Here is a 16,645-nt window from a genome sequence, read left to right on the forward strand (position 1 = left end):
GGATGGTCGCCGCCCGGCTGGTTCAGGCCGCGGCGACGCTCGCGCTGCTGTCGCTGGCGATGTTCCTGCTGATCGGGCTGATGCCGGGCGATCCCATCGACCTCGCCATCGCCGGGGACCCGCGGCTGACGGCGGAGGATGCGGCGCGGCTGCGGGCGCTGCACGGGCTCGACCAGCCGCTGATGGCGCGCTACGCGGCCTGGGCCGGTGCGCTGCTGCGGGGGGAGTTCGGCTATTCGCGCCTGTTCGCGCAGCCGGTGGCGGGGGTGATCCTTCCCGCGCTCGGCTCCACCCTCGTGCTGCTCGGCGCGGCGCTGCTGCTGGCGGGGGGCGTGGGCGTGGCGCTCGGCCTGCTCGCGGCGGCGCGGCCGCGCGCGGCGCCGGCGGTGGATGCGGTGGCCATCCTCGGGCAGTCGGCGCCGTCCTTCTGGCTCGGCATCCTGCTCATCATCCTGTTCGCGGTGACGCTGGGCTGGCTGCCGGCGGGCGGGACGGGCGAGGCCGGCGGGCTGGACGCGCTGCGCTTCCTGGTGCTGCCGGTGGCGACCCTCGCCATCGCCAACCTCGCGGCCTATGCGCGGCATTCCGCCGCCGCGCTGTCCGCCACGCTGCGCGAGCCCTGGGTGGTGGCCGCGCGCGCGCGCGGCAACGGGGAGGCGCGGCTGCTGCTGCGCCATGCCCTGCCCAACGCCGCCGTGCCGATCCTGCAGGTGGCGGCGCTGGATGCCGGCGCGCTGGTCGGCGGCGCGCTGATCACCGAGACGCTGTTCGCGCGGCCCGGCATGGGCAAGCTGATCTACGACGCGGTGATGGGCAACGACACCAACCTGGCGCTGGTGGCGCTGCTGCTGGTGGCGCTGGTGACGATGCTGGCGACGCTGGCGGCCGACCTGGCGCAGCGGGCGCTCGACCCGCGGCTGAGGGACGGATGAGGCTTCGCGCCGGGCTGCTCCTCCTCGCGCTGCTCGCCCTCGCCGCCGCGGCCGCGCCGCTGGCGGAGGCCTGGCTCGGCCATGATCCCTTCGCGCCGGACCTGTTCCGAAGGCTGGCGCCGGTCAGCGCGGAACATCCGCTCGGCACGGACGAGCTGGGCCGGGACCTGCTGCTGCGCCTGCTGCACGGGGCGCGCGTCTCGCTCGCGGTCGGCGTCGCCACGGCGCTGGCGGCGGCGGCGATCGGCACTGCGGTCGGGCTGCTGGCGGCCTGGCGGGGCGGCGTGGCGGATGCGGTGCTGATGCGCCTGGCGGACGGGATGCTGGCCCTGCCGGCGCTGCCGGTGCTGGTCGTGCTGGCGGCGGCGGACACTGGGCGCATCGGCCTGCCGCGCGGCGAGCCGCTGTCCGACATCCTGCGCATCGTCGCCATCCTGGCGGTCTTCGGCTGGGTGGGGGTCGCGCGGCTGGCGCGGGCGGCGGCGCTGTCCGCGCTGGCGCGGGACCATGTGCGGGCGGCCCGCGCGCTCGGCGCTTCCGAAGCGCGGGTGCTGCTGCGGCATGTCGCGCCGGACATCGCGGGTCCCGTCGCGGTCGCCACCGCGCTGGCCGTCGCCGGCGCCATCCTGGCCGAGAGCACGCTGAGCTTCCTAGGCCTCGGCATCGCGCCGCCGGCGGCAAGCTGGGGCAACATGCTGTCCAACGCACAGGACCTGGTCTTCAGCGCACCCTGGGCGGCCGTCTGGCCGGGGCTCGCGATCCTGGTCGCGGTGGCGGCCTGCACGCTGGTGGCGGACGGGCTGCGCGCCCGGCGTTAGCGCCCGGACAACCCCAGTTGGACGCGACTTGGACAGGTTCCGCCGTTGTTCACGGTGCGCGGGCCGTAACCCGCTGATCTGGAATGGTGGGCGCACTAGGGCTCGAACCTAGGACCCGCTGATTAAGAGTCAGCTGCTCTACCAACTGAGCTATGCGCCCATCCGTGAGCGGCGATTTACGGAGAGATGGGCCGCTTGTCCAGCCCGCCCGTGCAACCCTGCCCCGAGAATTCGTCAGGGCCCGTCGCGCGCCGCTCCCATTTCGGCGTCGCGGTGGACATGGGCGGACAGCAGGATGCCGAAGCCCACCATCACCGTCAGCATCGCCGACCCGCCATGGCTGATCAGCGGCAGCGGCACGCCGCCCACCGGGATGGTGCCCGTCACCATCGCCACGTTCACGAAGACGTAGAGGAAGTAGTTCGTCGCCAGCCCCACCGCGATCAGCCGGCCGAACTGGTGGCGGCTGCGGAGCGCGACGAGGAAGCCGAAGGCGATCACCCCGGCCAGGAGGCCGAGCACGGTCAGCGCGCCGACCAGGCCGAATTCCTCGGCGATCATGGTGAAGATGAAGTCCGTCTGCTTCTCCGGCAGGAAGTTCAGGTGGCCCTGCGTGCCCTGCAGGAACCCCTTCCCCCAGAAGCCGCCCGAGCCGAGCGCGATCTTCGACTGGATGATGTTGTAGCCCGCGCCGAGCGGGTCGCTCTCGGGGTCGAGGAAGGTGGTGATCCGCGCCCGCTGGTAGTCGTGCAGGTGGTCGTAGACCACGGGGGCGGCCAGCGCCGCGCCGCCGACCACCAGCGCGAACTTCCACAGACGCACCCCGGCGGCGAAGAACACCGCCCCGCCGATCATCACGGTGATCAGCGCGTTGCCCAGGTTGGGCTGCTTGAAGATGAGCGCCGCCGGGACCAGCACCGCGACGACCGGCGGGATCAGGAACAACGGGTTGCCGATCCGCTCCCAGCTGGCCTTGTGGAACCAGGAGGCCAGCGCCACCACCAGCAGGATCTTCATCAGCTCCGACGGCTGGACCTGCACCGGGCCGATGTCGATCCAGCGCTGCGCCCCCTTCCCCACCTGCCCGTGCATCGCCACCAGCACCAGCAGGCCGATGCCGAAGACGTAGCCCACCCAGGCGAAACGCTGGATCAGCCGGATGTCGACCAGGGCGATGGACAGCATCAGCACCAGGCCGAAGCCGAAGCGCACCGCGTGGCGTGCCGCATAGGGCTCCGGCGCGCCGCCGCCGGCGGAGTAGAGCGCGACATAGCCGACCCCCGCCAGGGCGCAGAGCAGCAGCACGAAGACCCAGGGCACCCGCCAGAACTTCTGCAGCACCCCCGTATCGGGCGTGCGCATCAGCAGGCGGCGTTCGAACTTCATGTCCGCCCCGCCTCCGCGATCCTTGGGCCGAGGCCGCCCTGCCCGGGGCGGAGCCGCTGGAAGGCCTCGGCCAGCACCTCCCGCGCCAGGGGCGCCGCGGCGCCCGAACCGCTCGTCCCGTGCTCCACCACCACGGAGACGGCGAAGACCGGGTTGTCATGCGGGGCGAAGGCGACGAACAGCGCGTGCGGGCGCCATTCGCGCGGCATCTGGTCCACGCGGAACCCCCTTTCGCGCTGTTCGCGGCTGACGCGGCGGACCTGGGTGGTGCCGGTCTTGCCCGCCATCTGCGCACCGATCGCCGCCGGCAGCGCTGCGGCGCGCGCGGTGCCGCCGGCTTCGTTCACCACCGCCCACATGGCGTCCCGGACCAGGCGCAGCTGCGATTCGGGGATGCCGAGGCTCGGCCAGTCGTCGGGCCGGATGCCGCGCACCGGCCGCCCGCCGACGGCGCGCGTCAGGTGCGGCTGCACCGCCCGCCCGGTCGCCAGCCGCGCCGTCATGGTGGCCAGCGAGAGCGGCGTCAGCTGGTAGAAGCCCTGGCCGATGCCATGCACCACCGTGTCCCCCAGCGCCCAGGGCTTGCCCTGCGCCTGGCGCCATTCGCGCGTCGGCACCAGCCCCGGCCGCGTGCCCGGCAATTCGATGTCGAGCGGCACGCCGAGGCCGAAGCGCCGCGCCATGGCGGCGATGCGGTCGATGCCGATGCGCTTCGCCATCTCGTAGAAATAGACGTCGCAGGACACCTTGATGGCCTGCCGCATGTCCACCCCGCCATGGCCGGGGCGGTGCCAGCAATGGAAGCGGCTGTCGCCGAGGTCCATGTGGCCGGGGCAATGGACCCGGTCGCCGGGCTGGGCGACCCGCGCTTCCAGCGCGGCAAGCGCGACCACCATCTTGAAGGTGGAGCCCGGCGCGTAGAGCCCGTTGGTCGCCTTGTTGATCAGCGGCGTCGCGCGGTTCGCGGTCCATTCCCGCCACTGCGCGGCGGTCACGCCGGAATTGAACACGTTCGGGTCGAAGGAGGGCTGGGTGGCCATGGCCAGCACCTCCCCGTTGCGGGCATCCATCAGGACGACGGAGGTGCCTTCCTCGATCTTGCCGCGGATCGATTTCTGCAGCTCCGCATCGATGCTGATCTGCACGTCCTGGCCCTGCACGCCTTCCCGCCGGTCGAGTTCGCGGATGACGCGGCCGACGGCGTTGACCTCGAGCTGCACGGTCCCGGCGCGGCCGCGCAGCAGGCGGTCGTGGTGGCGTTCGATCCCGGCGCGGCCGACGCGCACGCCCGGCAGTTCCAGCAGCGGGTCGCCGTCCATGTCGCGCTCCGACGGCGGCGCGACATAGCCCACCATATGGGCCAGGTGCTCGCCCTCGGGGTAGATCCGGGTCGTGCCGACATCGACGCTGATGCCCGGCAGGTCGGGCGCGTTCAGCTCGATCCGCGCCATCTCCTCCCAGGCCAGGAACTCGCGCACGACCACGGGGACGAAGCGGCGGCGCCGGCGCAGCTCCCGCTCGATGCGGGCGCGCTCCTGCTCCGTCAGCGGCACGATGCGGGAGAAGGTCTCGAGCGTGGCGGCCGTGTCGGTGGTCTGCTCGGCCACCAGCAGGGCGCGCCAGTTCAGCTGGTTGCCGGCGACGACGCGGCCTTCCCGGTCCAGCACGCGGCCGCGGGGCGGGGCCAGCAGGCGCGCCGAAAGCCGGTTCTCCTCGGCCAGCGTCGCGTAGCGTTCGCCCTCCTCCACCTGGAGCTTGTGCAGCCGGTGGCCGAGGAAGCCCACCAGCCCCACCTGCGCCAGGCCGAGCAGCGCGGCGCGGCGGCCGAAGATGCCGCGGACGCGGAGTTCCTCGCGTTCCCTGCGGTTCACGTCGTCTCCTCCGCCCGGACCATCAGCGCGTGGATGCGCGACAGGACGAAGGCGAAGGCGGGGTAGAGCCCGGCGGTCAGCGCCGCCTGGTGCAGCGCCGGCGGGAAGGGCGGCACCAGCCAGTTCAGCACCGCCGTCAGCACGAAGCCGAAGCCCGCCGTGCCGGCCGCGAAGCCGCAGAAGCACAGCCAGACGAACAGGAAGCTCTGCCGCGCCAGGAAGCGCCGCCAGGACACGGCCAGCCCGTGCGCGACCAGAAGCGTGACCACCCCGGTGCCGAGCGGCGCGAGGGTCAGCAGGTCCTGCAGCAGGCCGATCAGGAAGACGGCGGGCGGCGCCATGGCCGCGGGGCGGAAGATGGACCAGAACACCACGCAGGGCAGCGCGGTGGCCGCCACCAGCGCGGGGATGCCGGTCGGCCCGGCGGCCAGCACCATCAGGAACGCCGTGGTGAAGGCCGGCAGCGCGGCGCGCGCCAGGTCGTCGAGCCGCCGCAGCAGACCGGGCGAGGGTTCGGGCCGCCCGACCATGGCGGCGCTACCGCCGCCCACGGGGCTCGGGCCGGGCGATGGCCTCGGGCGGGAGGATCCCGCCGAGGCCGAAATCGAACAGCCGCACCACGTCCAGCCGGTCGAGCCGAGCGAACAGCTCGACCTCCGCGACACCCGCCTCGGTCCAGCGCACCACGCCCACCGGCAGGCCGGCGGGGAAGCCGATGCCTTCCGCGCTGGTCACGATGCGCTCCCCCTCCTCCGGCCGGCTGCCCTCGGCCCAGTGCTGCAGGCGGGGACGGGCGCCGTTGGTGCCCACCATCATCGCCCGCGCGCGGCTGCCTTCGAGCGTGACGGGGATGCGGCTGTTGATGTCGGTGGCCAGCAGCACGCGGGCGGACCGGCTGCCTACCTCCGTCACGCGGCCGACGAAGCCGCGTTCGTCGAGCGCGATCTGCCCGCGGCGGAGCTGCACCTCCGGCGGCATGGCCAGCAGCACGGCGCGGGCATAGACCCCCCCGCCATCGGCCACCACGCGCGCCGTCAGGTAGGCCGGGGCGCGTTCCGGGATGAAGGCGAGCTGCCGGCGCAGCAGCGCATTCTCCGCCTCCAGCGCCAGCGCCGCGGCCTGCCAGCGGCGCAGGCGCTCGTTCTCGTCGCGCAGGCGGTAGTTCTCCTCGCGGATCTCGAGGAGCTCCTGCGCATCCAGCACGGCGTCCCGCACCGCGCGGGCAGGCTCGGCGAAGGCGGCGTAGAAGGGGGCCAGGGCGTCGGCCAGCACCGTGCGGGCGCGCTCCGCCAGCAGGGCATCGGCCTTGCCGAGCATGATGGTGCCGAAGGCGGCCGCGATCAGCACGGGCAAGGACAGCCGCGCCAAGGCCTGCCGCAGCGGAATGCTCAGTCGGATCACGCGGCCACCCCCAAGACGGCCAGTCCCCTACCGGTCCCCGCCGGGACCGGCCACCATCAATACATGGAGGTGAGGACGTGGCGAAGCCGCTTCATCTCCTCAAGGGCGCGGCCGGTGCCGAGCGCGACGCAGGACAGCGGCTCCTCCGCCACCACCACGGGCAGGCCGGTCGAATCCCGGAGCACGCCGTCAAGCCGGGTCAGCAGCGCCCCGCCGCCGGTCAGCACGATGCCCTTGTCCACGATGTCGGCCGCGAGTTCGGGGGGCGTGTTCTCCAGCGCAACCTTCACCGCGTCCAGGATCTGGATGACGGGTTCGTAAAGCGCCTCGGCCATCTGGCGCTGGCTCACCACCACCTCGCGCGGGACGCCGTTCATCAGGTCCCGGCCCTTCACTTCCTTCAGCGGCCCCTCGTCGCCATCCGGCGGCGGGGCGGCGGCGGCGATCTCCATCTTGATCCGCTCGGCCGTGCTCTCGCCGATCAGCAGGTTATGCTGGCGGCGGATGTAGGAGATGATCGCCTCGTCCATCTTGTCGCCGCCGACGCGGACAGAGCGCGCATATACGATGCCGCCGAGCGAGATGATCGCCACTTCCGTCGTGCCGCCGCCGACATCGACGATCATGGAGCCCGACGGCTCCGTCACCGGCAGGCCGGCGCCGATGGCCGCTGCCATCGGTTCCTCGATCAGCAGCACCTTCCGCGCCCCCGCGCTCTCCGCGCTCTCCTGGATCGCGCGGCGCTCGACGGCGGTGGAGCCGGAGGGGACGCAGACGATGACCATGGGGGAGGCGAAGGACCGGCGGTTGTTCACCTTGCGGATGAAGTGCTTGATCATCTCCTCCGCCACCTCGAAATCGGCGATCACGCCGTCGCGCAGCGGGCGGATGGCGGCGATGTTGCCCGGCGTGCGGCCGAGCATCTGCTTCGCCTCCTCGCCGACGGCGAGGACCTGCTTCTTGCCCCGGTTGTCGGCGATGGCGACCACCGACGGCTCGTTCAGCACGATGCCCCGCCCCTTCACGTAGACGAGGGTGTTCGCGGTGCCGAGGTCGATGGCCATGTCGGCCGACAGGAAGCCGAACAGGCGGGAGAACATGCGCGAGGGACCTTCCGAGCGTGGTTCGCACCGGGCGCCATCCGCCGGGCGGCCAGCCGCGCCCGGCGCCCGGGCATGGCGGCCCGCCCGGTGCTCACGGCTCCGCGGGGTGGCGCGAAGGCGGGTGGATACCCCTCCCCCGCCCCGCGCTCAAGCCCCGGCGTGACGGGGCGGGGATGCCGTGGGCGCGGGCGCCCCGGCGCCGGGCGCCATTGCCGAACCGCAGGGCGGCCGGGGCGTTCCGGGTCGGGGATGAACCGCAAGAGGAGACACGTCATGCGCAAGATCCTGCCCCTGCTCGGCCTCGCCTTCGCTGTGTCGGCCTGTGGCTATTCCGCGGGGGACCGTGCGGTGTCGGGCGGGCTGCTCGGGGCCGGCGCGGGGGCCGCGATCGGTGCCGCGACGGGCGGCGGCGTCGGCACGGGCGCGCTGATCGGCGGCGCGGCGGGCGCGGCCGGCGGCGCGCTGACCAGCCCGGGCTCGGTCAATCTCGGCCGGCCTGCCTGGAGGTAGCCCGCGCCCCTGCGCGCACGTTCCGGGGCGGGGTGGCGCAGGCCCCCCGCCCTTTTCCATGCCGGCCGCCCTATCCCCGGCGCATCATCCGCCGCAGCGCGCCGCGCCCGGCGGCGATCAGCGGACCCGCCCGGCGGCGCGGCGGGCGCGGCTGCGACGTGCGGCGGCGGACCTCGAGCCGCGCCCCGTCGGGCGCGCGGGTCAGGTGCAGGGTGCGGTCGTGATAGGCATCCAGCCCCGGGCGGTGGCCGATCGAGACCAGCGCGCTCTCGGCCAGTTCCTCGCGGAACAGGCGCATCATGCTGTCCTGGTTGTCGTCGTCGAGCGCGGCCGTCGCCTCGTCCAGGAACACCCAGCGGGGCTTGTGCAGCAGCAGGCGGGCGAAGGCCAGGCGCTGCTGCTCGCCGAGGGAGAGGACGCGGTCCCAGCGGTCCTCCTCGTCGAGCCGCGTGGTCAGGTGCGGCAGGGCGCAGCGTTCCAGCGCCGCCACCATCGCCGCATCCGCGAACTTCTTCGGCGACGCGGGATAGGACAGCGCGGCCCGCAGCGTGCCGAGCGGCAGGTAGGGGCGCTGCGGCATGAAGAACATCTTCTCCCGCGGGGGCAGCCTGATCTCGCCCGAGCCCCAGGGCCAGAGCCCGGCGATGGCGCGGAACAGCGTGGACTTCCCGGTGCCGCTTTCGCCCACGATCAGCACCTTCTCGCCCGCCGCGATCTCGGCCGTCGCCTCCTGGATCACCACGTTGCCGTCGGCATGGCCGACCTGGAGGTCGCGGAAGGCCAGCACCTCGCGCCCGTCCTCGGTCGGGCCGGTGACCAGGTGGATGGTCTGGTCCGCCTCCATCGACGCCGCGCTCTCGAAGGTGTCCTCCAGCGCGGCCACCCTCTCGATGTGGCTGCGCCAGTCGGCGAGCATGGGGAAACGGTCGACGAACCAGTTGAGGTTGCGGGTCACCTCCAGGAAGGCCTGCGTGATCTGCATGAGCACGCCGAGCGTGATGGCGCCCGCGAAATACTTGGGCGAGGCGACGACGATCGGCACCACCCCCGCCAGCATCCCGTAGGCCGAGGTGATGTAGACCAGCGCGCGTTCCCGCCCGTAGAGCTGCTTCATCACGCCGACCACGCGCCCGAAGGCCGCGCGCAGGTTGCGGTCCTCGTCCGGCTCGCCGCGGATCAGCGCGATGCCCTCGCTGCTCTCCCGCATGCGGATCAGCGCGAAGCGGTGGCTGCTCTCGGCCTCGTTGCGGCGGACATTGAGGTCGACCATCGGCGCGCCGATGAAGAAGGTCACCACGCTGCCGACCAGGGCGTAGATCAGCGCCGCCCAGACCATGTAGCCGGGCACGTCGAATTCGTAGGCGCCGAAGGCGAAGCGCAGCGAGCCAGACAGCGTCCAGAGGATGCCGATGAAGGAGATGAGTGTGAGGATCGCACCCATCAGCCCGACCACGATGTCCACCGCCATCGCGGTCGCCCAGCGCGTGTTCTCGCTGATGCGCTGGTCGGGGTTGTCGGCGGCGTCGGGCATGAAGTTCAGCTGGTAGTGCAGCCCGCTCTCCAGCCAGCGCGACTGCAGCGAATGCACCAGCCACCGCCGCCAGTCGAGCGACAGCATCTGCTTCGCCCAGAGCTGCGCGACCGCCGTTCCCATGGCGGCGAGCACCAGGAACAGCAGCAGCCAGAGCTGGCTGAAGAAGGCCACCCTGTCGCGGTTCTCGAGGGCGTTGAAGAAGTCCCGGTTCCAGATGTTGAAGCGCACCTGCACGACGATCTGCGCTATGGTCAGCGCGACCACCGCGAAGGTCAGCATCCAGGCACGGCGGCGATCGCCGGGCGAGGTGTAGTAGCCGCGCGCGATGCGCCAGAACTGGCGCGCGAAGCTCCTGCGCGGGGCGGCTTCCGCTTCGGCGGCGTCGGGTCCGGCCATGGTCCCTCAGCGCCGCCGCGGTTCGGCGGGCGGCGGCAGCGCCCGCAGCGCGTCCGGCGCCTCGCCGATCCGCTCGGCGGCCAGCGCGCGCCCCCCCTCCCCCGCCACGCCACGGCCCTCGGCTGCCAGCTTCGCGCCGGGCCGCAGCAAGGGGCCGAGCTGTTCCGCCGTGCCGGGCGGCACGGTGATGACCGTGCCGTCTTCCAGGATGGCGCCCGCGACCTCGCCCTGCGGGGCGAAGTAGGGCGACTTCACCGTGCCGTTCGCGGCGACGCGTTCCGCCTGCTCAAGCGCGGCGCGGCCGCCGAGCCGCCAGTAGACGCGGTCCACCACGCCGGGCGACGCCTCGTTGTTCGGCGCGAAGGCCAGCATGGTGATGACCGGCGCGCTGCGCGCGCGGATGCCCCAGACGATGATGGGCCGCCCGGGTGGTGCCGCCTGTCGCACCGCCTCGGCCACGTCCGGCGGGAAGACGACCTGCGGTCCCTCGCGGAACAGCAGCGCGTCCGTCTCGCCGCGCGGGTTCACGAGGTAGCGTTCGACCGTTCCCGTGAAGCTCGGCAGCTGCGTCGGGTCGAACCAGAATTCCGCGGCCGCCCCGCGCGGGGGCGGCCGGTCCTGCGCCGCCGCAGGGGGGCCGAGCAGCAGCGCCGCGGCCAGGCACACCAGGATCGGCCGCATCGCGCCGCTCTCCCCCTTCGACGCGGTCAGCGGTTCCGCATCGCGCCCACGACGAGGCTGATGAGGAACAGCACGATGAACACGCCGAACAGCAGCTGGGCGATGCCGGCGGAGGCCGAGGCGATGCCGCCGAAGCCGAACAGGCCGGCCACCAGGGCGACGACGAGGAAGACGAGGGTCCAGTAGAGCATCGCTGTTCTCCCGCGGATGGGAACCGCGCCAGCAACGCGGCGGCACCGCACCGGTTGCCGGCCGGAACGGGTCGCCGCGCGGTCGCCGCGCGGGGCGGGACGGGGCGGCTCAGACGCGGTCGAGCTTCATCCCGCGCGTGACGGCCTGGAAGGTGGCCACGGCGAGCGTCGTCGGCTCGAACGGCTTGGTGATCACGAAGGCGGGTTCCAGCTGCTGCCCGGTCAGCAGGCGCTCGGGGTAGGCGGTGACGAAGATGACCGGCGCGCTGTGCCCGGCGAGGATGCGCGACACCGCATGCGCGCCGTCGCCGCCCTCGCCCAGGTTGATGTCCGCGAGGACGAGAGACGGCCGCTCCGCCTCCGCGATCGCGACGGCCTCGTCCTCGCTCGCGGCGACGCCCACCACCTCGTGCCCCGCGCTCTCGACCAGTTGCTGGAGGTCGAGGGCGATGATGGGCTCATCCTCGATGATGAGGACGCGCGCCGCGACCCCGGCGCGCAGCTTCTCCCGCGCGCCGGCGAGCTCGGCGGCCGCGCGCTCCTCGCTGAGGCCGACCGCGGCGGCGGCGTCGGCCAGGTCGAGCTCCTCGAGCGAGGTGAGCAGCAGCAGGCGGCGCGACAGCGGCGCCACCGGCTCGTCACCCTCATCGTCCTTCGTGCCCGCCATGCGGCCGATCGCCGCGTAGAGCGCGACGCGCGCGGGCAGCAGGCCCGACCCGCGGAGATTCGGCACGTCCGGCACGCCCGCGCGCAGCGCGTCCGCCACGAGCGCATCCCCGCGCGCCTGCGAACCGGTGAGAGCGCGCGCGTAGCGGCGTGCATAGGGCAGCGCGCCGATCAGCGCCGCACGGTCGATCCTGCTCATCGCCTTGTCATCTCCCGCCGCCGTCCGTGCGGTGCCGCGCCGCCTTCCGGGTTGATATGGATTGGGGCGTGACAGAGCAAGACGAACGGGCACCGTTGCGTGCCGCAATCGCGCAGTTGTTGCCGCATCTGCGCGCGGCGGCGCGGCTGCTCACGCCGTCGCGAAGCGAAGCGGACGACCTCGTGCAGGAGGCGGTGCTGAGAATGCTGCGCGGCCTTGACGGTTTCGTAGCGCCTCCGGAATATGATGGCGACGTCGCCGCGGCGCTGCGCCCATGGGGCCTGGCGGTGCTGCGCAACACCTTCCGCGAGGGCTGGCGGCGCGCGAAGCGGGAAAGGCAGCACATGGACGCGGCGGCGCAGGAGGAAGGGCGGGCGGGCGGCGAGGAGACGGCGCAGCAGCTGCACGACCTTTCCCGCGCGCTGATGCGTCTTCCGCCTTCCCTGCGCGAGGCGCTGGTGCTGGTGGGCGCGCAGGGGCTGAGCCACGAGGAGGCAGCGGCCGTCTGCTCGGTCCCGGTGGGGACAATGAAGGCGCGGGTGTCGCGCGCACGGGCGGCGCTGGGCCGCGTCCTGGCGTGACGATGCGGCTTCGCAACCACGCTCGCGTGACCGGCTGACGGAAACGCGATGCATCCTCTCGTCCGGGGTCGTCATTCAGTCGGCATCAAGGACGGAGCGGACGATGCCGAACGAGTTCCACGGCCAGCTGGTGAACCTGCTGCCCCGCCTGCGCGTGCAGGCGCTTGCCCTCACCCGCAACCGCGCCGCGGCGGAAGACCTGGTCCAGGACGCGGTGGCGAATGCCCTGGCCGCGCAGGACAGCTTCACCCCCGGCACCAACTTCGCCGCCTGGATGCACCGCATCCTGCGCAACCGCTTCATCAGCACGCTGCGCAAGCAGCGCGAGACGACGGACATCGAGGACCTGCCGGCGGGCGCCTTCGCCGTCAGCGCCACGCACGAGGACCGGCTGGTGCTGAAGGAACTGGGCCGCGCCGTCACCCGGCTGCCGGCGGACCAGCGCGAGGCGCTGTTCATGGTCGTGCTGCAGGGCATGTCCTACGAGGACGTCGCCGCGGCGACGGGCTGCGCCGTCGGCACCGCGAAGAGCCGCGTCTTCCGCGCGCGCCGGCAGCTGCAGGCCTGGCTGATGGGCGAGGACCGCGCCGTCGCCAAGCCGGCCGAGGAGCGCACCGCCCCCCGCGGACGCCTCGCCTCGACGGACCGGGATGCGGCCTTCGGGGCCTGAGCCTCGTCAGCCCGGCCGCTGCATGGACGACGCGGCGGCCGGGCGCAGCAGGCGATGAAGGCAATGGACGGCAAGCAGGGTGGACCGCCGCGGCGCGTGACCAGTTCGCAATCGAGTCGGCAGGGCGGCCCCGAGGCCGCCTTCGAATTGTGGCTGAACCACCGTCTGCACCAGCTCTACGACAGCGTCGCGCAGGAGCCGCTGCCGCCGGACCTGCTGCGCCTGATCGAAACCGACCGGACCCGGCGCGGCGAGTAGCCGCGCCCCTCCCTCCGGGCCGCGCATGACCGCGCGTGCCAGTTCCGTCCGCCGCAGGCTTGCGCGCGTGATGCTGTTCGCGGCGCTGCCGGTGCTGCTGCTGGCGGCGGCAGGCAGCGTCTCGTTCTGGCGCATCGGCCTCGGCCGCGCCCTGGCCGATGTCGCGGCCGAGCGCGACCGGACGGTCGCCATCAACATGGCCGCCATCGACTCGGCCGCGGCGCTCCTGCGTGGCCTGGCGCTGGCGCTGGAGGCGGACCCGGAGGCCTGCGCGCAGGTCCTGTCGGTCGCAGCGTCGGGCGACCTGCATCTTTCCCTCCACGATGCCACCGGACGCGCACCTTGCGCGATGCCCGGCGGCGACGGCGCGGCCGCCACGGCGGCGCCCGCGCTGGTGCTGACCCAGCCCGCCGCGGGCGGCACCCTGCGTGCCGTGCTCGCGCCCCGCGCCGGCAGGCCGGATGCGCTGCACTGGCTGTTCGACGATGCCGGGCGGAAGCGCGGCTTCGGCCCCCTTCCCGTCCCCGCGGACCCGCCCGCGCCACAAGGGAACGACGCGTTCGAGGCGATGGCCGGCGACGGCACCGCGCTGCTGGTCGCGACGGGCGAGCTGACGCCGGGCATCGGCATCGCGGTCGCGCTGCCGGCCGCGCCGCTGCGCCGGACGGCGCTGCGCCTGGCGCTGCTGCACTTCGCCGAGATCGTCGCGCTGCTGGCGTTCAGCGGAACCGCCGTCCTGGTCGGCACCACCCGGGCCGTGACGACGCCGCTGCGCGGCCTGCGCGACGCGGTGATGGGCTGGAGGGCAGGCGCGCCCGACCTCGACATCCCTGACGAGGGGCGGATGCCCGCCGAGATGCGCGACCTTGCCGCCAGCATCCGCGACGCGAGGGAGACGCTGGCGCGGCGCGAGACGGAGCTGCGCGCCGCGATCGGCCGGGCCGAGCTGCTGGCGGGCGAGGTGCACCACCGCGTGAAGAACAACCTGCAGACCGTCAGCAGCCTCCTGGCGCTGCAGGCCCATCGCGTCGCCGACCCGGCGGCGCGGAACGAGTTCGAGGCGGCGCGCGACCGCGTCGGCGCGCTGGCGACGCTGCACCGCCACCTCTACGCCCAGCACGACCCCGAGGCGATCGACCTCGCCGCCTTCATCGGGGAACTCGGCGCGCAGCTTTTCGCGGCGGTCGGCGAGAGGCCGGGGCGGCGCATCGCGCTGCACGTCGCCGCCCCGGCGCTGCGGCTTTCGACGGACCAGGCCGTGCCGCTGGCGCTCGTCATCACCGAAGCGGTGGCGGATGCGCTGCGCCAGGGCTTCTCCGAAGCGCGCCACGGACGCATCTGCATCACGCTGGAGGCGACCGGCGACCAGGCGAGCCTCGTGATCGAGGATGACGGCGCCCTGCCACGCGCGCCGGACCCGCTGCGGGCGATGCTGCTGCGCGGGCTCGGCCGGCAGCTCGGCGGGGAGATGCGGGTGGAAGGCGGGCGCGTGGCGCTGACCTTCCGGCTGCGCCCCGCCGCCTCCCGCCCGCCGCCTTCGGTCAGCCCGCCAAGGGCTTGACGCCGGGCATCATACCGGCCCCATGAAGTGCTGACGCACTTCATGCTTCAAACGCCAGCGCGCCTCCGGCGCTCGGCTTCGCCGCATCGACGGCGGCGCCCGTTCGGTCGCCCGGCCCGCTTCGCCGGCCGCAGGTCGGGACTTCGTGAGCCGGGAATCAGGCGGCCGAGACCTCGGCCGGTGCCGTCCGCTCGCGCTTGACCAGCAGCTTGTTCAGCGCGTGCACATAGGCGCGGGCGGAGGCGACGATGGTGTCGATGTCCGCGCCCTGGCCGTCCACCAGCTTGCCGCCCTCCTCCAGCCGCACGGTGACGCGTGCCTGGGCGTCGGTGCCGCCGGTGACGTTCTGCACGGCGTAGAGCTTCAAGTTCACGTCGTGCGGGAAGGCCTGGCGCAGCGCGTTGAAGGTGGCGTCCACGCCGCCGTCGCCGCCGGCCACGCCCTCTCGCACCGCGCCGTCCACCTCGAGCGCGATGGAGGCGATCGGGCGCGTGTGCATGCCGGTCGAGACCGAAAGCCCGGTCAGGCGGATGCGGTCGTTGCCGCTGCCGCGCACCACCTCGTCATCGACCAGCGCGACCACGTCCTCGTCGTAGACGACCTTCTTCTTGTCGGCGAGGTCCTTGAACCGCTTGAAGGCGTCGTTCAGCGCGTTGTCGCCGAGTTCGTAGCCCAGCGCCTTCAGCTTGTCGCGGAACGCCGCGCGGCCGGAATGCTTGCCGAGCACGAGCGAGGAGTTGGACCAGCCGACGCTCTCCGGCGTCATGATCTCGTAGGTGGAGGCGTCCTTCAGCACGCCGTCCTGGTGGATGCCCGATTCGTGGGCGAAGGCGTTGCGGCCGACGATCGCCTTGTTGGGCTGCACGTCGAAGCCGGTGATGGTCGCCAGCAGGCGAGAGGTGCGGAGGATGCTCGGCGTCTTCACGCCGTTCTTCACCGGCACCGCGTCGTGGCGCGTGCGCAGCGCCATGACGATCTCCTCGAGGCTGGCATTGCCCGCGCGTTCGCCGATGCCGTTGATGGTGCACTCCACCTGCCGCACGCCCGCGCGGATCGCGGCCAGCGTGTTGGCGACGGCGAGGCCGAGGTCGTTGTGGTTGTGGGTGGAGAGGATCACGCGGTCCGCGCCGGGCACGCGTTCGCGCACCGTGGTGAAGATGCGGTGCATGTCCTCCGGGACCGCGTAGCCCACGGTGTCGGGGATGTTGATGGTGGTGGCGCCGGCCCTGATCGCGGCCTCGACGCAGCGGCAGAGGAAGTCGATCTCGGTCCGCGTGCCGTCCTCGGCCGACCACTCGACGTCGTCGGTCGCGTTGCGCGCGGCGGTGACGGAAGCGGTGACGAGTTCCAGCACCGCCTCCGGCTCCATCCGCAGCTTGACGCGCATGTGCAGCGGGCTGGTGGAGACGAAGGTGTGGATGCGGCCGCGGGCGGCGGGCCGGATGGCTTCCGCCGCGCGGGCGATGTCGCCCGGCGCGGTGCGCGCCAGGCCGCAGACCACCGGCCCGTCCTTCGCGAATCGCTGCGCGATGGAACGCACGCTCTCGAAGTCGCCGATGGAGGCGATGGGGAAGCCGGCTTCCAGCACGTCGGCGCCGAGTTCGGCCAGCGCCTCGGCCATGCGCAGCTTCTCCTCGAGGTTCATGGAGAAGCCGGGCGATTGTTCGCCGTCGCGCAGCGTGGTGTCGAAGATGATGATGCGGTCGGGGTCCATCGCCCCGAAGGACGGATGAGTGACGGTCATGCTGGGCTTCCTTCGGATCTCGTTCAGCCGGCCTCTGCGGGCGCGCCGCGCCCCGGATCCCCCTGAGCGGTGCCGGCTGAGGTCAGCCGGGCGTCACGCCCAGGGGCGGCGAAGTCGAAGGAGCAGGCCGAGGGGCGCGCGCA

17 protein-coding genes and 1 tRNA gene are annotated in these 16,645 nt (G+C 73.1%); 7 read left to right on the top strand and 11 right to left on the bottom strand.

All coding sequences use genetic code 11. From position 1 onward, the window contains the following. Nucleotides 1–2: 2 nt before the first annotated feature. Both ACK8OX_RS13715 and ACK8OX_RS13720 read left to right on the top strand, forming a co-directional pair. Nucleotides 3–932 (top strand): ABC transporter permease, encoded by a 930-nt coding sequence (locus ACK8OX_RS13715; protein ID WP_430664697.1) that lies wholly within the window; start codon nucleotides 3–5, stop codon nucleotides 930–932. Next, nucleotides 929–1,750 carry an ABC transporter permease gene (locus ACK8OX_RS13720; RefSeq protein WP_430664698.1) on the top strand — a complete coding sequence of 274 codons (822 nt, stop codon included), beginning with the start codon at nucleotides 929–931 and terminating at the stop codon, nucleotides 1,748–1,750. Before ACK8OX_RS13715 ends, ACK8OX_RS13720 begins: the two co-directional genes overlap by 4 nt. An 84-nt stretch (nucleotides 1,751–1,834) precedes the next feature. On the opposite strand, the gene ACK8OX_RS13725 is transcribed toward ACK8OX_RS13720, so the two are convergent. The 6 genes from ACK8OX_RS13725 to ACK8OX_RS13750 all read right to left on the bottom strand — a co-directional run bounded on the left by ACK8OX_RS13725 (nucleotide 1,835) and on the right by ACK8OX_RS13750 (nucleotide 7,508). After that, nucleotides 1,835–1,910 (bottom strand) — tRNA-Lys (locus ACK8OX_RS13725). Between the two features lie 74 nt (nucleotides 1,911–1,984). Then, nucleotides 1,985–3,136, bottom strand: coding sequence for a rod shape-determining protein RodA (gene rodA / locus ACK8OX_RS13730; protein WP_430664699.1), 1,152 nt, complete (start codon nucleotides 3,134–3,136; stop codon nucleotides 1,985–1,987). Next, the gene (gene mrdA / locus ACK8OX_RS13735) at nucleotides 3,133–5,007 is read right to left on the bottom strand and encodes a penicillin-binding protein 2 (protein WP_430664700.1); all 1,875 of its coding nucleotides are present in this window, start codon (nucleotides 5,005–5,007) and stop codon (nucleotides 3,133–3,135) included. The genes rodA and mrdA overlap by 4 nt, the downstream gene beginning before the upstream one ends. Next, nucleotides 5,004–5,537, bottom strand: coding sequence for a rod shape-determining protein MreD (locus ACK8OX_RS13740; RefSeq protein ID WP_430664701.1), 534 nt, complete (start codon nucleotides 5,535–5,537; stop codon nucleotides 5,004–5,006). Before ACK8OX_RS13740 ends, mrdA begins: the two co-directional genes overlap by 4 nt. A 7-nt stretch (nucleotides 5,538–5,544) precedes the next feature. Further along, nucleotides 5,545–6,408, bottom strand: a complete 864-nt coding sequence (gene mreC, locus ACK8OX_RS13745) for a rod shape-determining protein MreC (protein ID WP_430664702.1) — start codon at nucleotides 6,406–6,408, stop codon at nucleotides 5,545–5,547. A 56-nt stretch (nucleotides 6,409–6,464) separates the two neighbouring features. Then, complete coding sequence (locus tag ACK8OX_RS13750; protein ID WP_430664703.1) at nucleotides 6,465–7,508, bottom strand: rod shape-determining protein; 1,044 nt, start codon at nucleotides 7,506–7,508, stop codon at nucleotides 6,465–6,467. A 276-nt stretch (nucleotides 7,509–7,784) separates the two neighbouring features. Here ACK8OX_RS13750 and ACK8OX_RS13755 point away from each other — a divergent pair, with 276 nt between their 5' ends. Then, nucleotides 7,785–8,021: a YMGG-like glycine zipper-containing protein gene (locus ACK8OX_RS13755; protein WP_430664704.1), complete on the top strand. Its 237-nt coding sequence runs from the start codon at nucleotides 7,785–7,787 to the stop codon at nucleotides 8,019–8,021. A gap of 70 nt (nucleotides 8,022–8,091) precedes the next feature. On the opposite strand, the gene ACK8OX_RS13760 is transcribed toward ACK8OX_RS13755, so the two are convergent. The 4 genes from ACK8OX_RS13760 to ACK8OX_RS13775 form a co-directional block, all read right to left on the bottom strand. Continuing rightward, a complete protein-coding gene (locus ACK8OX_RS13760; protein WP_430664705.1) occupies nucleotides 8,092–9,951 on the bottom strand; it encodes an ABC transporter ATP-binding protein/permease in 1,860 nt (619 codons plus the stop codon). 6 nt (nucleotides 9,952–9,957) lie between these two features. Further along, on the bottom strand, nucleotides 9,958–10,632 hold the full coding sequence (locus ACK8OX_RS13765; RefSeq protein ID WP_430664707.1) for a hypothetical protein: 675 nt from the start codon (nucleotides 10,630–10,632) through the stop codon (nucleotides 9,958–9,960). Nucleotides 10,633–10,658: 26 nt separating this feature from the next. Then, complete coding sequence (locus tag ACK8OX_RS13770; protein ID WP_430664708.1) at nucleotides 10,659–10,823, bottom strand: DUF1328 domain-containing protein; 165 nt, start codon at nucleotides 10,821–10,823, stop codon at nucleotides 10,659–10,661. A gap of 109 nt (nucleotides 10,824–10,932) precedes the next feature. Then, the gene (locus ACK8OX_RS13775) at nucleotides 10,933–11,688 is read right to left on the bottom strand and encodes a PhyR family response regulator anti-anti-sigma factor (RefSeq protein WP_430664709.1); all 756 of its coding nucleotides are present in this window, start codon (nucleotides 11,686–11,688) and stop codon (nucleotides 10,933–10,935) included. Nucleotides 11,689–11,744: 56 nt separating this feature from the next. Between ACK8OX_RS13775 and ACK8OX_RS13780 the strand changes: the two genes are divergently transcribed. From ACK8OX_RS13780 to ACK8OX_RS13795, 4 genes are all read left to right on the top strand, one after another. Beyond that, entirely contained in the window at nucleotides 11,745–12,269 is a 525-nt protein-coding gene (locus tag ACK8OX_RS13780) for a sigma-70 family RNA polymerase sigma factor (protein WP_430664710.1), read from the top strand. A 103-nt stretch (nucleotides 12,270–12,372) separates the two neighbouring features. Continuing rightward, nucleotides 12,373–12,939 (top strand): sigma-70 family RNA polymerase sigma factor, encoded by a 567-nt coding sequence (locus ACK8OX_RS13785; protein WP_430664711.1) that lies wholly within the window; start codon nucleotides 12,373–12,375, stop codon nucleotides 12,937–12,939. Nucleotides 12,940–13,035: 96 nt separating this feature from the next. Then, a complete protein-coding gene (locus ACK8OX_RS13790; protein ID WP_430664712.1) occupies nucleotides 13,036–13,197 on the top strand; it encodes a NepR family anti-sigma factor in 162 nt (53 codons plus the stop codon). 25 nt (nucleotides 13,198–13,222) lie between these two features. Next, nucleotides 13,223–14,758, top strand: coding sequence for a sensor histidine kinase (locus tag ACK8OX_RS13795; protein ID WP_430664713.1), 1,536 nt, complete (start codon nucleotides 13,223–13,225; stop codon nucleotides 14,756–14,758). A gap of 157 nt (nucleotides 14,759–14,915) precedes the next feature. On the opposite strand, the gene ACK8OX_RS13800 is transcribed toward ACK8OX_RS13795, so the two are convergent. Beyond that, complete coding sequence (locus tag ACK8OX_RS13800) at nucleotides 14,916–16,502, bottom strand: 2-isopropylmalate synthase (protein ID WP_430664714.1); 1,587 nt, start codon at nucleotides 16,500–16,502, stop codon at nucleotides 14,916–14,918. Nucleotides 16,503–16,645: the final 143 nt, after the last annotated feature.

The sequence above is a fragment of the Falsiroseomonas sp. CW058 genome, assembly GCF_050563535.1.
Taxonomy (GTDB): Bacteria; Pseudomonadota; Alphaproteobacteria; order Acetobacterales; family Acetobacteraceae; genus Falsiroseomonas.

Bases quoted from the DNA above. Each gene is read 5' to 3' on its own strand.
- ACK8OX_RS13800 (WP_430664714.1), bottom strand. From the start codon at position 16,502: ATGACCGTCACTCATCCGTCCTTCGGGGCGATGGACCCCGACCGCATC.
- ACK8OX_RS13720 (WP_430664698.1), top strand. From the start codon at position 929: ATGAGGCTTCGCGCCGGGCTGCTCCTCCTCGCGCTGCTCGCCCTCGCC.
- ACK8OX_RS13795 (WP_430664713.1), top strand. From the start codon at position 13,223: ATGACCGCGCGTGCCAGTTCCGTCCGCCGCAGGCTTGCGCGCGTGATG.
- ACK8OX_RS13770 (WP_430664708.1), bottom strand. From the start codon at position 10,823: ATGCTCTACTGGACCCTCGTCTTCCTCGTCGTCGCCCTGGTGGCCGGC.
- ACK8OX_RS13765 (WP_430664707.1), bottom strand. From the start codon at position 10,632: ATGCGGCCGATCCTGGTGTGCCTGGCCGCGGCGCTGCTGCTCGGCCCC.
- ACK8OX_RS13740 (WP_430664701.1), bottom strand. From the start codon at position 5,537: ATGGTCGGGCGGCCCGAACCCTCGCCCGGTCTGCTGCGGCGGCTCGAC.
- ACK8OX_RS13785 (WP_430664711.1), top strand. From the start codon at position 12,373: ATGCCGAACGAGTTCCACGGCCAGCTGGTGAACCTGCTGCCCCGCCTG.
- rodA (WP_430664699.1), bottom strand. From the start codon at position 3,136: ATGAAGTTCGAACGCCGCCTGCTGATGCGCACGCCCGATACGGGGGTG.
- ACK8OX_RS13755 (WP_430664704.1), top strand. From the start codon at position 7,785: ATGCGCAAGATCCTGCCCCTGCTCGGCCTCGCCTTCGCTGTGTCGGCC.
- ACK8OX_RS13760 (WP_430664705.1), bottom strand. From the start codon at position 9,951: ATGGCCGGACCCGACGCCGCCGAAGCGGAAGCCGCCCCGCGCAGGAGC.
- ACK8OX_RS13750 (WP_430664703.1), bottom strand. From the start codon at position 7,508: ATGTTCTCCCGCCTGTTCGGCTTCCTGTCGGCCGACATGGCCATCGAC.
- ACK8OX_RS13775 (WP_430664709.1), bottom strand. From the start codon at position 11,688: ATGAGCAGGATCGACCGTGCGGCGCTGATCGGCGCGCTGCCCTATGCA.
- ACK8OX_RS13780 (WP_430664710.1), top strand. From the start codon at position 11,745: ATGGATTGGGGCGTGACAGAGCAAGACGAACGGGCACCGTTGCGTGCC.
- ACK8OX_RS13715 (WP_430664697.1), top strand. From the start codon at position 3: ATGGTCGCCGCCCGGCTGGTTCAGGCCGCGGCGACGCTCGCGCTGCTG.